This is a genomic window from Pedobacter sp. GW456-11-11-14-TSB4 (assembly GCF_059424425.1).
The window spans coordinates 234,879-257,278 of record NZ_JBWKZK010000002.1 but is presented as its reverse complement, the minus strand read 5'-3'; the positions used below and the strand labels follow the sequence as shown (position 1 = coordinate 257,278).

The 22,400-nt window shown below is 33.3% G+C and carries 18 protein-coding genes and 1 other RNA gene; 13 read left to right on the top strand and 6 right to left on the bottom strand.

Going from position 1 to position 22,400, the window contains the following annotated elements:
- The first annotated feature begins 547 nt into the window (after positions 1–547).
- Positions 548–916: a transfer-messenger RNA gene (gene ssrA / locus AC07XU_RS08525) on the top strand.
- A gap of 134 nt (positions 917–1,050) precedes the next feature.
- On the opposite strand, the gene AC07XU_RS08520 is transcribed toward ssrA, so the two are convergent.
- The 3 genes from AC07XU_RS08520 to AC07XU_RS08510 form a co-directional block, all read right to left on the bottom strand.
- Positions 1,051–1,476: a luciferase domain-containing protein gene (locus AC07XU_RS08520; protein WP_494943217.1), complete on the bottom strand. Its 426-nt coding sequence runs from the start codon at positions 1,474–1,476 to the stop codon at positions 1,051–1,053.
- Positions 1,477–2,388 carry an SRPBCC family protein gene (locus tag AC07XU_RS08515; protein WP_494943216.1) on the bottom strand — a complete coding sequence of 304 codons (912 nt, stop codon included), beginning with the start codon at positions 2,386–2,388 and terminating at the stop codon, positions 1,477–1,479.
- A 118-nt stretch (positions 2,389–2,506) separates the two neighbouring features.
- Entirely contained in the window at positions 2,507–3,058 is a 552-nt protein-coding gene (locus tag AC07XU_RS08510) for a DNA-3-methyladenine glycosylase I (RefSeq protein WP_494943215.1), read from the bottom strand.
- A gap of 79 nt (positions 3,059–3,137) precedes the next feature.
- Between AC07XU_RS08510 and AC07XU_RS08505 the strand changes: the two genes are divergently transcribed.
- The 6 genes from AC07XU_RS08505 to AC07XU_RS08480 all read left to right on the top strand — a co-directional run bounded on the left by AC07XU_RS08505 (position 3,138) and on the right by AC07XU_RS08480 (position 14,894).
- Positions 3,138–4,460, top strand: coding sequence for an MFS transporter (locus tag AC07XU_RS08505; RefSeq protein ID WP_494943214.1), 1,323 nt, complete (start codon positions 3,138–3,140; stop codon positions 4,458–4,460).
- Positions 4,461–4,510: 50 nt separating this feature from the next.
- On the top strand, positions 4,511–10,876 hold the full coding sequence (locus AC07XU_RS08500) for an alpha-2-macroglobulin family protein (RefSeq protein WP_494943213.1): 6,366 nt from the start codon (positions 4,511–4,513) through the stop codon (positions 10,874–10,876).
- Between the two features lie 122 nt (positions 10,877–10,998).
- Positions 10,999–11,625 (top strand): phosphatase PAP2 family protein, encoded by a 627-nt coding sequence (locus tag AC07XU_RS08495; RefSeq protein WP_494943212.1) that lies wholly within the window; start codon positions 10,999–11,001, stop codon positions 11,623–11,625.
- 477 nt (positions 11,626–12,102) lie between these two features.
- Positions 12,103–13,479 (top strand): exonuclease domain-containing protein, encoded by a 1,377-nt coding sequence (locus tag AC07XU_RS08490; RefSeq protein ID WP_494943211.1) that lies wholly within the window; start codon positions 12,103–12,105, stop codon positions 13,477–13,479.
- A 118-nt stretch (positions 13,480–13,597) separates the two neighbouring features.
- Positions 13,598–14,494, top strand: coding sequence for an AraC family transcriptional regulator (locus tag AC07XU_RS08485; RefSeq protein ID WP_494943210.1), 897 nt, complete (start codon positions 13,598–13,600; stop codon positions 14,492–14,494).
- Complete coding sequence (locus tag AC07XU_RS08480; protein WP_494943209.1) at positions 14,472–14,894, top strand: DUF983 domain-containing protein; 423 nt, start codon at positions 14,472–14,474, stop codon at positions 14,892–14,894. The genes AC07XU_RS08485 and AC07XU_RS08480 overlap by 23 nt, the downstream gene beginning before the upstream one ends.
- Here AC07XU_RS08480 and AC07XU_RS08475 read toward each other — a convergent pair.
- Together AC07XU_RS08475 and AC07XU_RS08470 are read right to left on the bottom strand one after the other, a co-directional pair.
- A complete protein-coding gene (locus tag AC07XU_RS08475; RefSeq protein WP_494943208.1) occupies positions 14,891–15,070 on the bottom strand; it encodes a hypothetical protein in 180 nt (59 codons plus the stop codon). The two genes, AC07XU_RS08480 and AC07XU_RS08475, sit on opposite strands and share 4 nt — an antisense overlap.
- Positions 15,071–15,222: 152 nt before the next feature.
- On the bottom strand, positions 15,223–15,825 hold the full coding sequence (locus tag AC07XU_RS08470; protein WP_494943207.1) for an LURP-one-related family protein: 603 nt from the start codon (positions 15,823–15,825) through the stop codon (positions 15,223–15,225).
- 155 nt (positions 15,826–15,980) lie between these two features.
- Between AC07XU_RS08470 and AC07XU_RS08465 the strand changes: the two genes are divergently transcribed.
- The 3 genes from AC07XU_RS08465 (at position 15,981) to AC07XU_RS08455 (ending at position 18,829) form a co-directional block, all read left to right on the top strand.
- Entirely contained in the window at positions 15,981–16,826 is an 846-nt protein-coding gene (locus AC07XU_RS08465) for a CvfB family protein (RefSeq protein WP_494943206.1), read from the top strand.
- 212 nt (positions 16,827–17,038) lie between these two features.
- Entirely contained in the window at positions 17,039–17,236 is a 198-nt protein-coding gene (locus tag AC07XU_RS08460; RefSeq protein WP_494943205.1) for a cold-shock protein, read from the top strand.
- Between the two features lie 291 nt (positions 17,237–17,527).
- Entirely contained in the window at positions 17,528–18,829 is a 1,302-nt protein-coding gene (locus AC07XU_RS08455; RefSeq protein WP_494943204.1) for a sensor histidine kinase, read from the top strand.
- Between the two features lie 12 nt (positions 18,830–18,841).
- Here AC07XU_RS08455 and AC07XU_RS08450 read toward each other — a convergent pair whose 3' ends face one another.
- A complete protein-coding gene (locus AC07XU_RS08450; RefSeq protein WP_494943203.1) occupies positions 18,842–20,287 on the bottom strand; it encodes an ATP-dependent DNA helicase in 1,446 nt (481 codons plus the stop codon).
- A gap of 52 nt (positions 20,288–20,339) precedes the next feature.
- Here AC07XU_RS08450 and AC07XU_RS08445 point away from each other — a divergent pair, with 52 nt between their 5' ends.
- The 3 genes from AC07XU_RS08445 (at position 20,340) to coaD (ending at position 22,337) form a co-directional block, all read left to right on the top strand.
- The gene (locus AC07XU_RS08445; RefSeq protein WP_494943202.1) at positions 20,340–21,158 is read left to right on the top strand and encodes a DUF3822 family protein; all 819 of its coding nucleotides are present in this window, start codon (positions 20,340–20,342) and stop codon (positions 21,156–21,158) included.
- A complete protein-coding gene (locus tag AC07XU_RS08440; protein WP_494943201.1) occupies positions 21,149–21,691 on the top strand; it encodes an RsmD family RNA methyltransferase in 543 nt (180 codons plus the stop codon). The genes AC07XU_RS08445 and AC07XU_RS08440 overlap by 10 nt, the downstream gene beginning before the upstream one ends.
- Before the next feature lie 184 nt (positions 21,692–21,875).
- Complete coding sequence (gene coaD, locus AC07XU_RS08435; protein WP_494943200.1) at positions 21,876–22,337, top strand: pantetheine-phosphate adenylyltransferase; 462 nt, start codon at positions 21,876–21,878, stop codon at positions 22,335–22,337.
- The last annotated feature ends 63 nt before the right edge of the window (positions 22,338–22,400 follow it).

Here is a 22,400-nt window from a genome sequence, read left to right as displayed (position 1 = left end):
AACCATAACAGGGCATTTTTTATGCATCTTTTTTTTGAAGCGCAATGACAGTTTTTCATAGGATAGTTAGTCCCGCCTTTTGCTACAAGTCCCGATAAATCGGGAGCTTTCCGCGGCAGTCGGGGCTATTAAACTTAAACCATTCCTTCTATTTGCGTTTTTATGCAAATTGCAAACCTTTCCAAAAGCACAATATTTGCTTTCAGAAAAACAGTCGGCTATTAAACTAAAATGATCGCTCCGATTTACGTTTTTATGCAAATCGCAAACCTTGCCAAAAGCACAATTTTTGCAATCTAAACCGGACTTAGCGAGAAATACCCCGATTTTTCATCGGGAATTGAAGCGAGGGCGGGACTGATTGATCAAAAGAATTACTGAATTCGCTTTTCAAAAACCAACTAATCAATGCTTAATTTTTAGTTTTTTACGATTTGGGTTAAGCTAATTTTGGCATTTTATTTGTACATTTGTGGTTCGGTTATGAGTTTGTTTGGGGTTGTGTTCGACAATTGTAGACTATAAACTGTTAACTGAGAACAGACATGGGGCCGTTTTGGATTTGACAGGGTGGAGCTAAGTATGTTAGCATGCAGTGCGTTGTATGGAGAGCACTTTAAAGAGAACGTTCAAAACAATAATTGGCGAAAATAACTACGCCTTAGCTGCCTAATTTAGAATTACGTAAGCTTTTGTCTCGCTAACTGCTGCAATGTTAGGTTAGTAATAGAGGCATCGAAATAACAATGCTAGCTTTGGTGAGGGTACGGCATCATCGCGAAATAAAGTATCTAAGGAGAAAGTTAAGGTCGGTTTCCAGCCCGACTGATCCCGACAACTAATTGGAAAATAAGCATGAAGAAGGCATAATTTATCACACAACTGGACAAGGGTTCGAACCCCTTCGGCTCCACAAAACATTAGCAGAAAAAGCCGCCCCAAAAGGCGGCTTTTTCTATGATAGCCAATTCATTATTTTATAGGCTGGTGTCCGACCCGCCCGAAACCACATAACTTTTCTGTCGGTGAGACACCGACCGATAGTATGAATTATATATCCTCAGAAACCTCTCTATCATAAGCAATTTTCAACAGCTGTTTAGCATATTTTACATCATCTTCATCTTTAATGTAAAAGCTAATCCATCCTGAATTTTTAAAAACGTGATGATCCTTAATTCTTCCTTGCAATTTGAGCTCGCTTTTTATTTGCCTACTAAACAAAACATCAAGTAATCCATTACTATGAAGATGAGCAAACTCTTTTCCCGAATAATTAAACTGACTACCACCATATTTGTGCAAGCTTACAGAAGTATATTTTAGGGTTAATATTGCTTCTTCTAACTCATCAATCCAGTCTAATAGCTTGGGCTTTGTTAAAAGACTCCAAAACTTTAAAAGGCTATCGTAAAAAATAGCCAAAAGAGGAATAGCTTTTAAAAATCCGAGCCGTTTTACTACAAATGAAAACATTTAGTTGGCTTCACTTAATAATTTAATATGCTTCATTACTCTAAAATGAACATTTCTAGTTATACTTTCTGCCCATAAATCATAATACCAGGTTGGAAAAACGTGTAGTTTATACCAGCTATTTCCAATTAATGTTGTTGTGCCGTTACCATTGTCTTTTAAAATAAACTGTCCTCTTTTAATATCTATATGACCCATAATTTCAGGATCTTTAGGTTGTGCTACAATATCAAAAGTTAAATTCTTATCTACATCAAAAACAACAATTTTCTCATCAAAAACATATCCATTACTAAAGATGCATTTTCTATTAGCTCCTAATTTTCTCTCGCTCACCGTTGTTGCCATCGGACTTGGCATACCAACTTTAAATAACCAATAATCCTCTTTTTTTGTTATTTTATCAAAAGCAACCACATGTTTCCAAATTTTTTCTGGTGAGGCATTTATAACTACTTCGTCAGAAACCATGTTTTCATATTTATGGTCTGAAATTGAATCAACAATAAAAACAATTGCCAATAAACTCACAATACTCAAGTTCAAAGTATTGTTGTTTCTCTTAAACATTGCCCTTCCGATAAAAGCACCTGTAATTACAAACCCAAAAATTAAAGGAGATACAATGATTAAGCAAATCATTCCTTCTCCTAAAAAAATGAAACTTAATAAGATAGCCAACAAACCATTTAAAATTGAATATCCTGTTATATGCTTACCTTTTAAACCTAAATCTTTCCAAAACCATGCTGCTATAATACCCATTGCACTTGGTATAATTACAAATTCAGAAAAGACAAGTATCCCTTCGTTTTGAGAACCAAGCTTAGCTTGTAAAGCAATAATTGATAGTGCGAAAACATTTGCAATTAAAACACCTTGCAGAAGTTTCGACTTAATTAATTTATTCATAAAAATTTAATTTGGTTTATTTTTCTTATCGGCTGGTGTCCCACCAGCCGAAACAGATCCTTATTTCTGTCGGTGAGACATCGACCGATAGATCGTATATTTTAACTTAATCCAAAACCTATAAAATCTCTCTCCACTTCACCCCTAGCTTTAAAATCTCTTTATTCACCCAACAATTATCATCATGAGCGCCAGGTAAATAACCAATGCTCATTAAAAATTCGTTAATGATTTCTCCGCCAGTAAATTTAAAAGTCTTTTTAAACAACTTAACCCATTCTGCTTTCGTTTTTGGATGATGATGGTCTAACCATTTTTCGAATGAGCTAAATTCTTGCTGCAGCAATACTATTGTTTTTGCGTTTTCAATGGCAGCATTAATTTTCAATCGGTTGCGAATTATTCCAGCATCGTTTAGTAATCGTTCTCTATCGGATTCGGTAAAGGCGGCAACTTTTTTGATGTCGAAATTGGCATAAGCATCTCTAAATGCTTGCTGCTTTTTTAAAATCAACTCCCAACTTAAACCCGCTTGGTTAATTTCTAAAACTAACCTACAAAATAGCTCATTGTCATCGTGTATGGGGAAACCATAATGAAAATCGTGATAAGCCTTATGTAAAGCCTTTCTTTCTTCGGGCATGGTTTCAATTACAGTACAGTATGACATGAGTGGGCGATTATTTTTGCTAATGTAGCAATTTCGTTAAAAAATAATTTGGCTATCTTACAAACTCAAATCAATATCAATGGCAGAAACCATTTATCAAAAAGCAGAAGATCAAATTTCATCCAAAAGATTGAAAGCAATTTTTGGTGGTTCTATAGGCAATTTAGTAGAATGGTACGATTGGTATGCTTACTCTGCTTTTGCAATTTACTTTTCAGCATCTTTTTTCCCGAAAGGAAACACAACCGTTCAATTGCTAAATACTGCAGGAATTTTTGCTTTAGGTTTTTTAATGCGGCCTTTGGGTGGTTATATTTTCGGTCGTTTGGCAGATCGAATTGGTCGCAAACAATCGATGATGTTTTCGGTATTATTGATGTCATTTGGTTCATTGCTTATTGCTTTTATCCCAACCTACCAAACTATTGGCATTGTAGCTCCTATTCTATTGCTAACTGCCAGGTTACTACAAGGCTTAAGTGTGGGCGGCGAATATGGTGTTTCGGCAACTTATTTAAGCGAAATGGCATCAAAAAACAGAAGAGGTTTTTACTCTAGTTTCCAATATGTAACATTAATTGGCGGTCAGCTGTTGGCATTAGGCATACAACTGATTTTACAAAAAGTATTACTTACCGATGCGCAAATGCATGATTGGGGTTGGCGTATTCCTTTTATAGTTGGCGCAATACTAGCCATAGTGGCTCTTTACCTCAGAAAAAACCTCCAAGAAACTGAGGCCTTCGAACACCAAAAAAACCACAGTTCAGATAAAAAAGGAACCATTAAGGCATTGTTAAAACATCCAAAAGCAGTAATTAAAGTTGTTGGATTAACATTAGGTGGCACTTTAGCATTTTATACTTACACTACTTACATGCAAAAGTTTTTGGTGAACACCATGAACATGAGCAAAGAGGATTCAACTTTAATGTCTTTCGCTACATTGTTCATTTTTGCTTGTCTGCAACCTGTTTTTGGCGCCTTATCTGATAAAATTGGGCGAAAACCTTTACTCATCGGTTTTGGTGTGATGGGTACTATTTGCACTGTACCCCTACTCACTATTTTAAGTACAACCACCTCACATTGGCAAGCATTTGCACTTTTAATGTTTGCTTTAATTATTGTTAGTGGTTATACGAGTATTAATGCCATTGTAAAAGCAGAACTTTTTCCGGCAGAGATTAGGGCTTTAGGTGTTGGTTTGCCTTATGCGTTAACCGTTGCAATTTTTGGCGGCAGTGCAGAATACATCGCCCTATGGCTAAAAGATATTAACCACGAAAACTATTACTACTGGTACATCACGGCTTGTATTTTTATTTCTCTTTTGGTTTACATTAGCATGAAAGACACCAAAACTAAATCTGAGTTGGACAAGGATTTGCTCATTAGTTAATAATTTATGGAATTTGCACGGAAATTCCATCTCCATAGAAAGCATTGCTTATGAAATCTATTTTACGTTTGTTAGCCCTTATTATTTTTTGTTCAGTTTTAAATTTAAGTGGCTTTGCCCAAAAATATACTGTAGACGATTTTTACAAAGTAGATTCCATTGCGCAAGAAGCTAAACCAAAAGACGCTTTGGTGCTAATAGAAAAAATAAATCTGCAAGCGAGAGCCGAGGGCAATTCTGCATTGCTGATTAAATCTGTTATTTATAGAATGATGTTTCAAAGTTATTTGGAAGAAAACGCATTCGATAAAATTTTAATTGATTTAAGAAAAGACATCAGCTTTGCCAAACAACCAGAAAAAAGCATTTTACAATCTTTATTGGCCGAATGTTATTGGAATTTTTATCAACAAAACCAATGGAAAATTGCTCAAAGAACTAATGTTGAGGGTAATATTGGAGAGGATATTAATACATGGTCTACCAGAAAATTAATTGACGAAATAACTAAAACATATTTGGCTTCCATTAGCGAGACTGAACTTTTAAGAAACACCAAAGTAGATTTTTTAGATCATGTTTTAGCTGGCGATAAATACAACAGGAGCTTTAGGCCAACGCTATACGATTTATTGGCTCACAGGGCAATTGATGTTTTTACAAATACACAAATTTCACTTACCCAGGCTGAAGAAGAAAGTCTAAATTTTAATGATCCGATTTGGTTTGCAGAACGAAATTTGTTTTTAAATATTCAGCTCCCAAAAAATGATAGTTCCTCATTTTACATCAGCGCATTACAGATTTTTAAAAATTTGCTGAAAAACAATGCTAGTAATAACATCGCATTAGCTGATGCTGATTTACGAAGATTAAAATTTATTTCGCTCAGAAACGATGATAAACAATTATATTTTAACGCTTTACAAACATTAGCAAATCATATTAATGACAATGAGGTGTATGCCGATGTTTTATTTGAACAGGCATCACTTTACAAAAACAATCAATTAGTAGATAGCCTTAATCAAAACTTAACCAAAGCAGTTGATTTAGCAAATAAAGCAATTACAACTTATCCAAAAAGTATTGGCGCACAAAATGCATCAAGCATGATTATGGCAATTAAATACCCAGAGTTACGCTTGCAAACCAAAACTAATATTGAGCCAAATAAAGCTGCCCAGCTATTATTAACTTATAAAAATTTGGATACCGTTTACTTTAAACTTTATAAGAGACCAATTAATGAAAGAACAGAAGCCGAGCTAGACAGTAAGGAAGATCTTTTTAAATTTTTAGACCAAAATAAATACCTCAAAAAATGGTTCGTAGTTGTGCTTAAGTCCACAGATTTTAACGCACATACTTTGGTTACAAAAATTGATGGTCTAGACTTCGGTCAATATCTGTTAATTTCTCAAAATACCAACAGCAACGAAAGCAGTAAAATTATTAATTACACAAACTTTACTGTAACCAATTTAGCTGTCACCAATAGGTTACTAACCAATAACTTACACGAATACTATGTCGTAAATAATACAACAGGAGTTGCAGTTAAGGGCGCAAAAATTCAGCAAAGAAAATATAATAATAAAGGTTTATTTATCAATTCACAGCTACTCATAACAAACGAATTGGGCAATGCAACAACAGATGAAACACAAGGTGTAGCAAACGCTATTGTTTATCAGAATAAAGATAGCTTAAGTATTAATGTTGGTAATTACAATTATAGGGCTAACAAAGAGGATGTGGATTATAAAAAGGTAATTTTATTTACCGATAGACCAATTTACAGACCCGGACAAACCATTTTTTACAAAGGACTTTTTATAGATAACAAAAACGATAAAAATATAATTTTACCAGGAGAAAAAATAGACATCACTTTCGAAGATGTAAATGGTAAGGAAATTGAAGAAAAAGCTCACACAACCAACGAATTTGGCACGTTTCAAGGTTCTTTTGTTATCCCTATGGGTAAGTTAAATGGACTAATGGAATTATATACTGGTTATGGCAGCTTAAAAGTACAAGTTGAAGAGTATAAAAGACCAACTTTTGAAATAGCTTTTGATGAACTTAATGGAAAATATAGACTTAACGATAGTGTTAAGGTAACTGGTAAGGCTACGGCTTTTGCAGGTTATTCCGTAAATAATGCCAAAGTTTCTTACAAAATATTTCGCAGGGCGATATATGATTACAGGTTTAATTATTACGATAACAACTTTATTTACGGAAGCAGTGTTTACAATAGACAACAAATTGCTTTTGGGAATACTCTTAGCAAAGATGGCGGTGAATGGGAGTTTAATTTTTTAGCTAAAACACCTAATGAAAAGCTTAATTATGCTTTTGATATTGAAATAACCATAACCGATATGAATGGTGAAACTAGAACCAAATCAGCATCAATTAACATAGGCAAAAAAGATATGGTTTTATCGGTTGCTAATGATCCAATTATCTTTTTAAATGGCAAAGAAACTAAAATTCCATTTACAATAAATAATTTAAATAATGTTCCAATTAATGCTGCTTTAACCGCCGAATGGTTTTTATTAGAAACACCAAATCGATTAACCAATAAAAGTCCGTTTTACGCAGAGAATTATACTTTAAGCAAAGATGAATTTATTAAAAACTTCCCAACAGATGATTACAATAATGAATTTGATATAGCGAAATGGCCTATTTCTAAAAATCAGTTCAACCAAAACAGTAAAACTGATAAAGGAAAAGGAGATTTTATCATCAATCAAAAAGACTTGATCCCTGGATATTACAAAGTAAAATTTACGGTAAAAAATGAAGCGAATGATACTTTAAACCTAGAGAAGTATGTAATTGTTTATGGCGAAAAACCAGTAACCATTAAAACAAACACAGAGTGGATTGTTGCTGAAACAAATTTTATTGAACCAAATGAAAGTGCAGTTTTTAGATTGGCCGGTTTGACCCCAAATAGCTTAGCGTTTTACGAAGTTTATTACAAAAACAATATTGTAGAAAAGGTTTGGGTAAAAATTTCTCCTAAACAAACTATCATTAAAGTACCTGCTAAAGCAAACTTCGAAGATGCTTTTGCGGTGCAGTTTACCATGATAAGCAATGGCACAACTTACAATTCTTTGCAAAATATCTATATCAATAACTTAAGCAAGCAACTGGATATTAAATTTTTAACTTTTAGAGATAAACTGCAACCTGGCGAAAAAGAAAGCTGGAAATTACAGATCAGCAATAAAAGCGGCGAAAAAGAAATGGCAGAAATGGTGGCTACACTTTACGACGCTTCTTTGAACGATTTTAGGCAAATGAGTTGGAGCCAAAATTTGCGTAATTATTACGATTACCAATCCTATGTATGGCAACATCACAACAATCAACTTTCAAACAGTAATAAATTTTGGTTTTTAACAAGCTATCCATATTATGGTGTAAAAGTAAGACAATATGAAAATCTAAATCATTTTGGATATAATTATTACGGTGGCTATAATTATGGGTATAGAAATTACATCCAAAATTTACAAAACAAAACTTTTAAAGGAATATCTAGTGCTGCAGAAGCTAAACTTAAAGAGCTTGCAAGTGGTAAAACTTTACACGGAATTGTTTTTGATAACCAAGGATACGTTGTGCCAGGAGTAATTGTAAAAAATGGCAAAGTAAGCACTATAACGAATTACCTTGGGCTTTATAGTATTGATGCAAAAGTTGGGGATGAATTAACCATAACTGGTTTAGGCTACAATACATTAAAGCAAAAAGTTGGCGCTAAGAAAAGGCTAGATTTTAAGTTATTGCCTGATGGCAACTCGCTAGATGAAGTTGTGGTTACAGGTTATGGAACAGTAAGTAAAAGAGAGATGACTGGAGCTGTAGCAACGGTGCAATCAAATGAAGTGATTAGAATAAGAGGTAACAGTTTGGCAGCAAAGCAGGCTGGGCTGCAAACAGAAGCTGTTGTAGTAGAGGACAATACGGTTTATAATTTCATGAGCATGGATAGTTATGATCCAAAAACAGGCATTCAGATGGTTAATGGAAAACCAATTTTTAGAAAGCAAAATATAATTCCACGCACCAATTTTAACGAAACTGCATTCTTTTATCCTCAACTCAAAACAAATGAAAAGGGCGAAATTAATATCGAGTTTACCATACCTCAATCATTAACACGCTATAAAATGATGGGTTTTGCGCATACAAAAGATTTAAAAACAGCAACAATTAGCAACGAAATCATTACCCAAAAACAATTGGCTATCTCAGCAAATGCACCTCGTTTTTTCCGCGAAGGCGATACCATTTTATTAAGTGCTAAACTCAATAATCTTTCGGGCAAAAGTTTAAAAGGTGATGCGTTATTAGAATTAAAAGATGCCTTAACAGGAAAACTCATCCAAATTTTGGCTAATGGAGAAGAATTGAACCAAAACTTTGAATTAGACAATCAAGCGATGAGCGTTCTAAAATGGAAATTGATTATCCCTGCAGGTATTAATGCCATAACTTATAAATTACTGGCACAAAGTGGAAAATTTAGCGATGGCGAAGAAATGACTATTCCGGTTTTGGCAAATGCGATGTTGGTAACCGAAAGTATGCCTATTAACGTTAGAGCTAACACCAGCAAAACGTTTACCATGGATAAACTATTAAAATCTGGCTCTTCTACAACACTTCGTCATCAGGCTTTAACATTCGAGTTTACCTCAAACCCTGTTTGGTATGCCATACAAGCACTACCCTACTTAATGGAATATCCTTATGAGTGTGCTGAGCAAACATTTAGTCGCTTTTATGCCAATAGTTTTGCTACAGGAATTATTAATAGCTCTCCTAAAATTGCTGCTATTTTTAAACAATGGCAAAACACAAAAAATGGTGAAGCGATGTTATCTAACTTGGAGAAAAACCCCGAATTAAAATCAATTTTATTAGAAGAAACACCTTGGGTTAGAAACGCTGATAACGAAACTGAGCGTAAAAAAAGATTAGCTGTATTATTCGATTTAAACCGAATGACTTATGAGTTAAAAAGCAATTTCGAAAAGCTAGAAAAAATGCAATATGCTGATGGTTCTTTTCCTTGGTTTACAGGCATGGAAGGCAATAGATACATCACCCAGCATATTGTTTTGGGCATTGGTCAGCTTAAAAAATTAAAATTGATAGACGAAAAGGCATATCCAAACCTAAATGTTATGTTCAATAAAGCTATTATTTACCTCGATAATCAACTAATTAAAGATTACAAGAATGAATTAAATGGTAGATATTTTGGCTACTTGCCGTTGCATTATCTTTTTGCTAGAAGTTACACCAACCAAATAAACAACAATACCGATTTTATTAAAGCCAAAGCACACTACATCAATAAAATAACAACAAATTGGAAAACTTTCGACAGCTATCAATTGGCTCAAACTGCTTTAGTTTTACACAGAAATGGAAATAAAACGGAGCCATCAAAAATTATCACACTATTAAAACAAACTGCACAGCAAAGCGATGAAATGGGAATGTATTGGGCTAAAAATACTAGTGGTTGGTGGTGGTATCAAAATCCTATAGAAACACAGGCATTATTGATTGAAGCATTTGATGAAGTAGCCTTAGATAATAAGGCAGTTGAAGAGATGAAAATTTGGTTATTAAAAAATAAACAAACTAACGATTGGAAAACAACTAAAGCGACTGCCGCCGCCTGTTATGTGCTTTTAATGAGAGGATATGATATTTTATCAGAAAATAAAGATCCAGAAATTAAGATTGGAAATCAGACAATTGCAGAATTAGGTTTCGCAAACGCTCAAAAAGAAGCTGGAACGGGATATCAAAAAATAACTATTTCTGATGTTAATGTTAAACCAGATATGGCAAAAGTTGATGTAGTGAACAACAACCAAAATACGGCTTGGGGTGCCTTACACTGGCAATATTTTGAGCAGTTAGATAAAATAACCCCTGCAAATACAGGTGTAAAAATTAAAAAACAACTGTTTATCCAAAAAACAACAAATAAAGGAAATCTTTTAACGCCAATAACAGCAATAAATGCACTTAAAATTGGCGATTTGATAAAGGTTCGTATCGAAATTTACAGCAATAGAGACATGGAATATTTGCATTTAAAAGACATGCGGTCATCTGGTTTCGAACCAGTTAATGTAATTTCGAGGTATAAATATCAAGATGGATTAGGCTATTACGAAAGCACAAAAGATGCCAGTACTAATTTTTTCATCAGTTATTTAAGCAAAGGTACTTGCGTATTTGAATACGAGCTTAGAGTAACACATAATGGAAACTTTAGCAATGGAATTACCTCTTTACAAAGCATGTACGCACCAGAATTTAACACACATACAGAAGGAATTCGGGTATCCGTAAAGTAGAATCCTTCGTTTAAAAGCAACCCCTAAAATGTCTTACTTAAAAACTAAGACATTTTTTTATTTAAAAAATCTTCGCTAAACGCTATATTAGTTCCTTACCCAATTTTTGAATTTAAATGCGATTGAGCCGTAATTTTTTAGCCTATTCTTTTTTTGCACTAGTTATATCCTTTATTGTATTAAGTTTTTTAGTGGTAAAACATCCAGTACCTCATCTAGATGTTCAAATTTCACTCCTCGTACAAAAAATTCAGTCGCCTACGCTAGATAAAATTATGCTTGCCATCAGTTTTTTTGGCGAATTGCCCTGGTCGCTCATTATGGTATTATTGGTAGCAGCTATATTTTTTATTGCCAAATTTCGTCTAGAATCATACTTCATTGCTTCTATATTGTTATCCGCATTAGTCATATTAGGCATCAAAAACATCATTAACAGGCCACGCCCAACCGAATTTTATGTTCGTTTGGTAGAAATAAACCGCTTTCAGAGTTTTCCAAGCGGACACGTGATGTCATACGTATTATTTTTTGGCTTCATCATCATATTAATGAGAAACCTTAAAACCATACCACAGCGGTTAAAGCAAATTATAACGTTTATATCCTTGTTTTTAATGCTTTTAATTCCGGTTTCGAGAATTTATTTGGGTGCACATTGGCTTAGCGATACTATTGGCGGCTTTATTTTAGGCCTAATCTGCCTGTATCCGCTTTGCTATTTTTACTTCAAAAAAAAACGGGAATAAAACCTTAGTCTTATCCCCGTCATCTAAATTAACGCTCTCATATACATAAGCGCTCAAATATCTTTTTTATTGTTTCAAGATAAAAATTTTCTTACAACTATAAGGAATGACCTTAAAATTAAAATTTCTTTAAAAAAAGAGACGGCGATAAAACCTTAGTCTCATCGCCGTCATCTAAATTAACGCTCTCATATATACAGACGATCATATCTTAATTTTATTGTATCCTAATTTACTTTTTTTTGAAAAGCTTAAATACTGCTTCTATTATTGGCAGTCTCGCTTTACGCTAAACTCCCGAACCGATGAAAAATCGGTTCGGGATGTACCGCTGCAATCGAGTTTATTTTACAAACTTGAGTGCTACTATTAAAATTAGCAACCCACCAAAACCTTTAGCTATAAGTTTAAATGCGACAAAAATTCACTTGTATTACTAACAAATTTAGCATACATTTGTAGCTACAGTTTAAAAATATGTTGTACGCAGTTGTAGATATCGAAACCACTGGAGGCTATGCAGCAGCACATGGCATTACCGAAATTGCCATTAAAATACACGATGGCGAAACGGTTATTGATAGCTACGAAACCTTAATTAACCCTCACCAACATATTCCTATACATATACAGGCACTTACAGGTATAGAAAATGAAATGGTTGCCGATGCACCTGATTTTAGGAGCGTAGCCGATGAGATTTATAACCTCTTAGCCAATAAAACATTTGTTGCCCATAACGTAAATTTCGATTATTCATTTGTACGCCATCACTTAGAAGCTTGCGGCTATACGCTTAATGCCAAAAAATTATGCACTGTAAGGTTAAGTCGCAAAATATTTCCAGGTTTTGCTTCCTATGGCTTAGGTAAACTATGTAATTCATTAGGCATACAATTAAACAATAGGCACCGTGCAGGTGGCGATGCAGATGCTACAGCAATTTTACTAGGCAAATTAATAGCTCAAGACCATGAAGGTTTAATTACACAAACCTTAAAAAAAACCTCGAAAGAGCAAACTCTACCGCCAAACTTACACCGCTCAGAAATTGATAAATTACCTAATACACCAGGTGTTTATTATTTCAAAGATGAAAAAGGAAAAGTAGTATATGTTGGCAAAGCCAAACAACTTAAAAAAAGGGTTTGCACACATTTTAGTGGCAACAGCAGTAGTTCGCAAAGGCAGAATTTTTTAAAAAGCATCCATACTATAGATTTTAAAACTTGTGGTACAGAGTTGATGGCTTTTATTTTGGAAGCTGCAGAAATTAAAAAGCTTTGGCCAGAGAATAACCGAGCAATGAAACGTTTTGAGCAAAAATATTCATTGTATTATTTTGAAGATCAAAATGGATATATCAGACTTGGTATAGATAAATACAGAAAAAATGGATCTGTTTTATACAGTTTCAATAATCTTTTAGAAGGTCATCAGCTTTTACGTACTATAACAACAGATCATCAGCTTTGCGAAAAATTATGTTTTATACAAACCACTAAATTTGCTTGTAGCGGACATGAGCTAGGCACTTGCCAAGGTGCATGCATTGGTTTAGAAACCACCGCAGTTTACAACTTTAGAGTAAAAAGAGCTATAAAAGCATTACAAGACTTGCTTCCATCTTTCGCCTTAATTGATGATGGTAGAACAGATGATGAAAAAAGTTGTTTATGGATTGAAAAAGGTAAATTTTACGGCATGGGTTATATTTCTGAATATGTAGACATTAATGATACCGAAACTTTGAAATCTGCCATTACACCCTACCCATCAAATGATTACATCATGAATATGATTTTATCTTATTCTGCCCAGTTTCCTCAAAAAACCATTGCTTTATCATTTTAGATCATAATTTCTGTTTGCTATAAACGTATTGCTACAAAATATCATAATCAGTAAAAAGCACCATTTTATCTAAAGATTATACCATTATAAAATGTATTTTAAATGGTACTTTTGTAATATGAAATCTGGTATTCCTGTTTACGATATCAATAACCTTAAAGCTTACAAAAATGATGGCATTTTAGTTAGCAGATTTCACCATTATTCGCAAGAACATCAGCACTTATATACCGCTCACCGCCATACATTTTACCATTTGGTATTTTTTACCTCTGGAAGCGGAAAACAACAAATAGATTTTAAAACCTATGATGTAAAACCAGGATTAATTTATTTCATGATACCTGGGCAAGTGCACAGTTGGGATTTTGAAACCGAACCAGATGGTTTCATCATCAATTTTTCTACAAGCTATTTAAGCTCTTTTTTATTGAACCAAAATTATTTAGAAAGATTTAGCTTTTTTAGTGGAATAACAGATCAGCAAGTTATTGAATTGACTAGCGAAACGCAGCAAATAGTTACCAATATTTGCGAAGATATTTTAAAAGATGGCTTAACAGAACGAGCAACTAATGATGATTTAGTAAAAACCATGCTGATACGATTATTTATAGAGGTTTCTAGAAGTTCATCGCATGATAGGCTAAATGATGCAAATCCTTACAACCATACTATATTAAAAAGCTTTCAGAATTTAATAGAGCAAAATTATAAAACTCTACGTTTGCCAAAACAATACGCAGCGATTTTATATATTACACCAAATCATTTAAATGCTTTATGCAATGATTTTTTAGGCTTTTCGGCAGGTACATTAATTAGGCAGCGAATAATATTAGAAGCTAAACGATTACTTATTAACCAAGATCTCTTAGTTGCACAAATAGCGCAACAATTAAACTTTGATGATCAATCTTATTTCATCAAGTTTTTTAAAAAATACGAAGGCATTACGCCAGAAAAATTCAGAAAATTAAACACCAAAAATCATGTCGGCAATAGAACAACCTAATCATCTAAAATTATCTCAATGGAGTGCTTTTACACAAGCAAAATGCCCACGTTGTAGAGTTGGTAAAACTTTCACAGGCCCAACTTACGGGTTTAAAGTTCAAAAAATGAATGAATTTTGTCCGCATTGCAAATTGAAGTTTGAACGTGAACCTGGATATTTCTACGTAGCCATGTTTGTAAGCTATGCTATGAATGTGGCAGAAATGGTTACAATGAGCGTTGCTGCCTACATTTTTGGCCTAAAACTAGAATATGATAATTTGTGGTATTTCGTGCTTTTACTTTTTGGTACTACACTTATATTTTCGCCATTTAATTACCGCTATTCAAGAATGATTTTACTGTATTGGCTTTCACCGGGTCTTAATTATGAGCCCGAAAGAAGCAAGATTTCTTAAGATCTGGTTCCGTTTGAATGTGCGTAAACCTCATGCTTAATTTGTTTATCAGCTTTTTTAGTACGGTTTTTAATATAAGCTTCAACCACTGGTGTTGCATGTGCGCTGTGTGGTTCTTGCACGGTTTGCCCGCTCATTTGGTTAATACTTTTTGGCGAAGGATTTATCGAGTTCATAACATTCAGATTTGATCACTGGATAAAACAAGCGCTATAGAAAATGGTTTAAAGATTTTTTACACCCTTAATTATTTAATACAAAAAAATCCTTGTTAAAATTCATCAACAAGGATTTTGTAATTTAAAGGCAATTTGCCAAGCGATACGTACTACTTATTTTCTTTTAAAACCATATCAATAGTAATAGCGGCGGCAACAATGGCTATTTTTTTAGTATTTTCTGCGTAACTAGGATCTATAGAAACGTTATACTTATCGGCACTTGTAAAAATTTCTTTAACTGCACCAGCCCATTTTTTGCTAATTTTTCCCATTTCAACACCAGCTGAATTTGTTATCGTAAAATTCCATGCTTTCCAATCGCCAGTTATTTGTGCAATATTTTCACCAGTAGCTGGGTCATTAATTAAAAAGGTAGGTTTAAAAAACTTAAACTTTTGTTTGATATGCCCAATCTCTGTTCCATCTGCATTAGTTACTACAATCTTCGACATCCAAAATGTCCAGCCTCTTGAAATTGTAGCCTGCAATTGAATGTTGATATCTGTAATTTCTAATTTAAATGGCATCATTGCTTTGTTAATTAACAAGGTTAATGCTTTTTGCCATCCGCTCATGCGCTGTTTTATAATGCCAATTTGAACACCTTGCTCATTGTAAATTTTATATTCGTTTGTAAACTTTAAAAGGTTCACCTTCTCGTCGATAAAATACTCATCGCCTAGGAAAAACGTTGGAAATAACTGACTCATTAATTTAGTTTTCTTTTATTAAATGCGAATAAAGCTATTAATTATTAATCGATTAAACTGCATAACTACTAAAATTTAGCTCTTAATTTTGTGTAACTTCGCAGCAAGAAAATTAAATAGCCATTGAAGAAAATGGCTTAACTGAAAATTAAAAAATGATAGAAATTGGAAAATACAATGAGCTAAGAATAGTTGCTAAAAATAGTGATGGTTTAAGCTTAAGCGATGGTGATAGAGAGATTTTATTGCCTTATCAGCACGTTCCAAAAAATGTTGAGTTGGGAGATAACATTGAAGTTTTTGTTTTTGTAAATAAAGATGGAAATACAATAGCCACTACTCAAGAAGCATTTGCACAAGTAGATGATTTTGCTTTTTTAACTGTTGTTGATGCAAATGATGATGGTGCTTATTTAGATTTAGGTATCGGGAAAGATATTTACGTACCTACACGTGAGCAAAAACGCATGATGGAAATTGGCGAAAGCTATGCTGTTTATGTGTATTTAGATGAAAGTAACAACAGGATGCTAGCTTCATCGAGATTAGATAAATTTATTGAAGAAGAAGATTTTGATTTTGATGAGGGAGATGAAGTTAGTTTATTAATTACTGAAAAAACCGATTTGGGCTACAATGCAATTATTAATAACAAGAATATAGGTTTACTTTACCACAACGAGCTGTTTGCTAATTTAAAACCTGGCGAAAGAAGAAAAGGTTGGATAAAAAAGGTACGCGTTGAAGGCAAAATTGATTTAACCTTACAACCTACTGGTTTTGGACATATTCTCGACTCTAAGGATGTAATTTTAAAAGAGCTAAGAGAATGCGGTGGCACAATTGAGCTTGGCGATAAAAGTACGCCAGATGAAATTTATGATCGTTTTCAAATAAGTAAAAGTGCTTTTAAAAAAGCAATTGGTGGATTATATAAAGAACGTAAAATTACAGTGAGTGATAACGAGATTAAAATAGTTGTTGACCATTTAGCTGATTAAAATTTTTGTTACTTAACAAAACTTTTGACAGCCATTAAATGTAATAAATAGAGTAGTTTATCTACTTAAGGGAGTTTTTTGTAAGGTGTGGCTTTAACAAGCTGCACCTTTTATTTTATATTAAAGTGATTAATTTGTAATAGTGTGAAATTAATTTAACCTTTTATATTGAAATTGTTATCTTCACTTTTTAATTTAATAAAAAAGAAGTTATGACAGGTACAGTAAAATGGTTTAATGATGCAAAAGGTTTTGGTTTCATTACCCCAGAAGAAGGCGGCAAAGATATTTTTTGTCACCACTCTGCTTTAGGAGGAACAAGATCTTTGCAAGAAGGACAAGTTGTGGAGTATGATGTGAAAGACGGTAAAAAAGGTCCAGAAGCTGAAAACGTAAAAGTAGTAGGATAAGTAATAAAAAATTTATTTATTTATTTGATGCAAAAAATGCCATTGCCATAAGGTTAATGGCATTTTTGGTTTATAGCTATTTGCGTTTGCTATTAAACCTTTAAAAAGTGCATTGTATTTGCATTTTAAACCAAATTGAAGCGGCAGCTACTGCTTGCCGCAGGCAAACAGTACTATAGCGTAAAGTTGGGCTTACTTTAAATAGTGCAGCATATTGCTTTACAAATATTTATTTTTTGCAACCAAAGTTTAAGGTTTTTGTTATTTTTAAAAGCCCCAATTTATTTTGTTTTGTTAGCCTTTTTTACCTATAAAACTCCGCCTAAATTTGCTGCAGATTTTAAACAATTTTACAGTAATGCTAATCTTAAACAGGTTAAAGTTATTAGCTTAACTATTTTAATAATTTCTTGTGCCGTTAGGTTAATTGCAACATTTTTTTATGATGAAACCATAAAAATAACGCAGTATAATGAGCACTCAATTGGCAATTGGATACAAATTGGAGGTTCTTTACTCTTTTATTTATGGAGCAAATTTGCTACTAAAAAAACCAAATTTAATTATAAGAGAAATAAACTGATTACTTTACTCTTTGTTCTCTTTACTCTAATAATTACCCTTGGCGTTAGTTATGTTGTATCATTACATAACACCAAAAATACAATGACCATGTTTTTGATTGGCATTTTAACTGTAAGCATTTTTTTTTCTATAGAATTTAGAGAAATAGTTGGCATAACAATTTTTATTGTGTTGGTATTTTCTCTAAGTATGGTATTGCCTAAAATAGGTTTTGAAGAGAAATTAATGAATATGATTGCGGCTTTAGTGCTAGCGGCAATTTTGATTACTTTTTCGAGATATAGCTATTATTTTAAATCTCAGCATTTTGTCAGGTTAAAGCAGCTGGAAGAGAAGACATTAGAAATTGAGCGCTTAAATAATCAAAAAAGCGACATATTATCTTTTGTGGCGCATGATTTAAGAAGCCCGATAAACAATATAGAAATGCTGAGCAGCTTATTAAAAATGGATAAGGCAGATAGCGTTGAAATTGGCATGATTGAAACATCGGCTAAGCAAGCCAAAGAAATTATTAATGATTTAGTGGAGGCTGTAAGTATTGATAAACCAATTTTACTTACCGAAAAAGTGACTGCTTTTGATTATGTAAAGCACATTGTTGAGAAATGGAGTATAAATACCACTAGAAAAATTGAACTGACGAATGCAAGTGAAGCGTTTATACATATTAATTTATCGAAAATTGAAAGAGTAATAGATAATTTAATTACTAATGCGCTAAAGTTTTCTGGAGAAGATAAATCTATTGATGTTGAAGTGATTGATCACGATAAAAATGTTTGTATCGTAATTTCTGATTATGGTATTGGCATACCTCAACATTTAAAAGAGTTTGTTTTTAATCAATTTTCTAGATCGGGAAGATTAGGCCTAAAAGGTGAAAAATCTTTAGGTTTAGGGCTACACATTAGCAAAAAAATTGTAGAGCAACATGGAGGAAGGTTATTGATGGAAAGTAAAGAGAACGAAGGCACCGTGTTTACAATTTTACTACCAATGGCTTAGTTTTTAATCAAACTACTCTTGCTGACTGGTAGCAAACAAGTTTTGGGCAAAATTAACTAGAAAAAGTTCTCTTTTTGCTCTGGTTAAAGCTGTGTAAAGCCATCTTAAAAAATCAATATCAATCATTTCATCGGTTAAATAGCCTTGGTCTACAAAAACTGCATCCCATTGGCCACCTTGAGCTTTGTGGCAGGTAACTGCATAGGCGAATTTAATTTGCAAGGCATTGTAATACGGATCTTCTTTAATGGCCTGCATTTTTTCGCGTTTACTGTTTAAATGATCATAATCTAACATTAAACCTTCAAACATTTGTTTACTTTTTTCGTAAGGTAGGTTTGGCGTTTCGGCTTGTAAGGTATCTAAAATAACTTTACAAGTTACAGTTCCAACTTCCGGAAAATCCAAAAACTCAAGGTTCACTTCTGCAAAGCGTAAGCCATAACGTTCTTCTTCCCTACGCACACGTGTAATTTTAGCCATATCGCCATTGGCAATAAATGCGGCTTTAGGATTTTCGGGCAGCCAAAAATAATTATTTCGAACCACCATAATTTGGTCGCCACCACTTAACTCTTCATCACGATACAATAACCTAGCTCTGATTTGATTATTATATACATTAGCTGATTTATTAGACCTACAAACGACCAAGCTATTCTCTATCCCAAATTTGCTGTAAGCATACTCCAATCCTTCCACCAGTTTTATGCCCGTCATGCTAAAAATATCTTTATAGCTTTTGGTTAAGAATTTTGGCAGCACAATAACATTATCCTCATAGTTATTAATTAATTGCCTGAGCATAGTTGCATTGGCCAAAATACCCGATTTTTTCTCTTGCCTAACTACTTCTTTAAGCTCAACAGCAGTAACTTGTAAGCCAAAATTAGTTTCCAAGTACTTTTCATTTAGCGCAGGACTATCTAAACTACCAACTGGCGGAAGCTGAGCTGTATCGCCAACAAATAATAAAGCGCAATTTTTGTCTTTTCCATTTGGCCCTGGTTGAAAAACAAATTCAATTAAATCCTTAAGAAAAGAAGACCCATTTTGTGGGTTCCATTCATCAGCAATCATCGATGCTTCATCAACAATAAACAAGGTGTTTTCGGCTAAATTTGGAGCTAATTGAAAAGCCATTTCTGTAGCTACAGCACTTCGTTTTCTGTATATTTTTTTATGGATAGTTAATGCTGTTTTACCAGTATAATTGCTAATCACCTTTGCAGCCCTACCTGTTGGTGCTAACAAAACAACCTTGGTATTAAAAAATGGTAAAGCTTTAACTAAAGCAGCAACCGATGTTGTTTTACCTGTACCTGCATAACCTCTTAAAATAAAGCATTTATGTAGTACATTTTGCGTTAAAAACGAAGTTGCTTTTGCGCAAAAAATCAATTGCTCTGCTGTTGGAGCAAAAGGATATGATTGCGCAATTAGGTTTACTTTATCCATTTAGCAAAGATGCAATGGTAATGTTATAGAAAAAAGTTATTTTTGCCAACATATGGATAATAAAAACAGCATCTTACTGATAGATCCGACTTTTGAACCATCAGCCTCAAATAATTGTAGTTTGTTAGTTAAAATTGGATCGAAAAGTTTCTCTTATGCAATTATAAATAGTGAAACTAACAAAGTAAGCGCTGTTTATGATGAGCAAGAATGTGAAAACGTTACTAGCAAATTTGCTGAACGTTTAAAAACCGATCCATATTTAACTTTAGCTTATCAGGAAGTAAAAATAGCGGTAAACACACCTAATGTAATTACTGTACCTAATGAATTTTTTAGCGAAGAAAATGTTGGCGCAAATGCACAATATTTTCCAGAAAGCGCTTCGAGCAATGTTTTTGTCGATGCACAAAATCATTTTGGCTTTAACACGATTTTTTCTTTATCAAAAAATACAGAAAATGTACTAAATTTTAAAGAAGCTAAAGTGTTTCATGAAAATGCTGGCTTATTAAATCAAGCTGAGCAATTAAATGCAGCATCGCTGATTTTGGATTTTGCAGTTGGTACTGTAAATGTGATTTACTTAACTGATAATCAAATTATTTTTCAGCAAAGTTATGAAATTGATGATGCAGAAGAATTGAACTATTATCTATTATTGATGATTAATCAATTGAAAATTGATCGTACAACAAAGATTTATCTGTGTGGAATTATTCATGAAAATGATCAAAATTACAATTGCATCAAAAAATACTTTGATACAACTGATTTCTTAACTGTATCAAATGATCTTGATCAAGAAGTTATAGAAGATATGCCAGCTCATTATTACAGTAGTTTATTAGCCCTAAGCAAATGCGTATAATTGGTGGAATTTTAAAAGGAAGACAATTTAATGCGCCAGCAAATCTTCCGGTTAGGCCAACTACAGATATGGCTAAAGAAGCGTTATTTAACATTCTCTATAACACTTACGACTTCGATGAATGCGATGTTTTAGATTTATTTAGCGGAACTGGCAGCATCTGTATTGAATTTGCTTCTCGTGGCATTAAGCATGTGAGCGCAATTGATAAACATCCGGGTTGTATAGCTTGGATTAAATCTGTTGCAGAAAAATTTGAACTCAGTCAAATTGAAGCTCAAAAAGCAGATACATTTAAGTTTTTAGCCCAGGATAACCACCAATACAATATCATTTTCGCCGATCCACCGTATGATTTACCAAATATCCCAATGATACCACAATTGGTAATGAAGCAAAATTTGTTAGCAGAAAATGGAACTTTGATTGTTGAACACCCACCATTTTTAAAACTAAATTTACAACCTGGTTTTACTGAAGTGAGAAAATACGGCAATAGTTCTTTTAGTTTTTTTGAGAAAGTTGAAGGGTGATCCGCCTTTATATCGAACGAGCGTGTGAGAGCTTGTTCCGAATTTTCGGAAAGATAGCATTAGCTTTTACCTCTCAGCTTAAACATCTATATTTACCTTATTAAGTCATAATAATTTAACAGTTATCAGTATAATTCAACAAATTATTATAGCTGCAACACCATAAAAAACAAACAACAAAAAGATGAAAATCGCATTATTTCCAGGTTCTTTTGATCCGATGACCATTGCTCATGTTGATATTCTAAAAAGGGCATTGCCATTATTTGATAAAATTGTGGTGGGCATTGGTTTAAATAGTTCAAAACAGAACTTCCTTTCTGCAGAAAAAAGAGAAGAAATGGTTCGAACGATTTTTGCTGAAAATGAGAAAGTTGATGTACAATTATATGAAGGGTTAACAGTTGATTTTTGCAGAAAAATTAATGCAAAATACATGGTTAGAGGCATTCGCTCGGCATCTGATTTTGAGTATGAGAGAGCAATCGCTCAAATTAATCAGACCATGATGCCAGAAGTAGAAACCATTTTATTGTTAAGCAAACCAGAATATTCGGCCATAAGCTCAACCATTGTAAGAGATATTTTAAGAAACAAAGGAAATATTAGTCCGTTCGTACCAAAAGAAGTGATTAAATTCTTGTAATTGAATTACCTACATTGAAAATGATAAGACAATAACTTTGTAAATCTGTAAAAGGTTTACAAA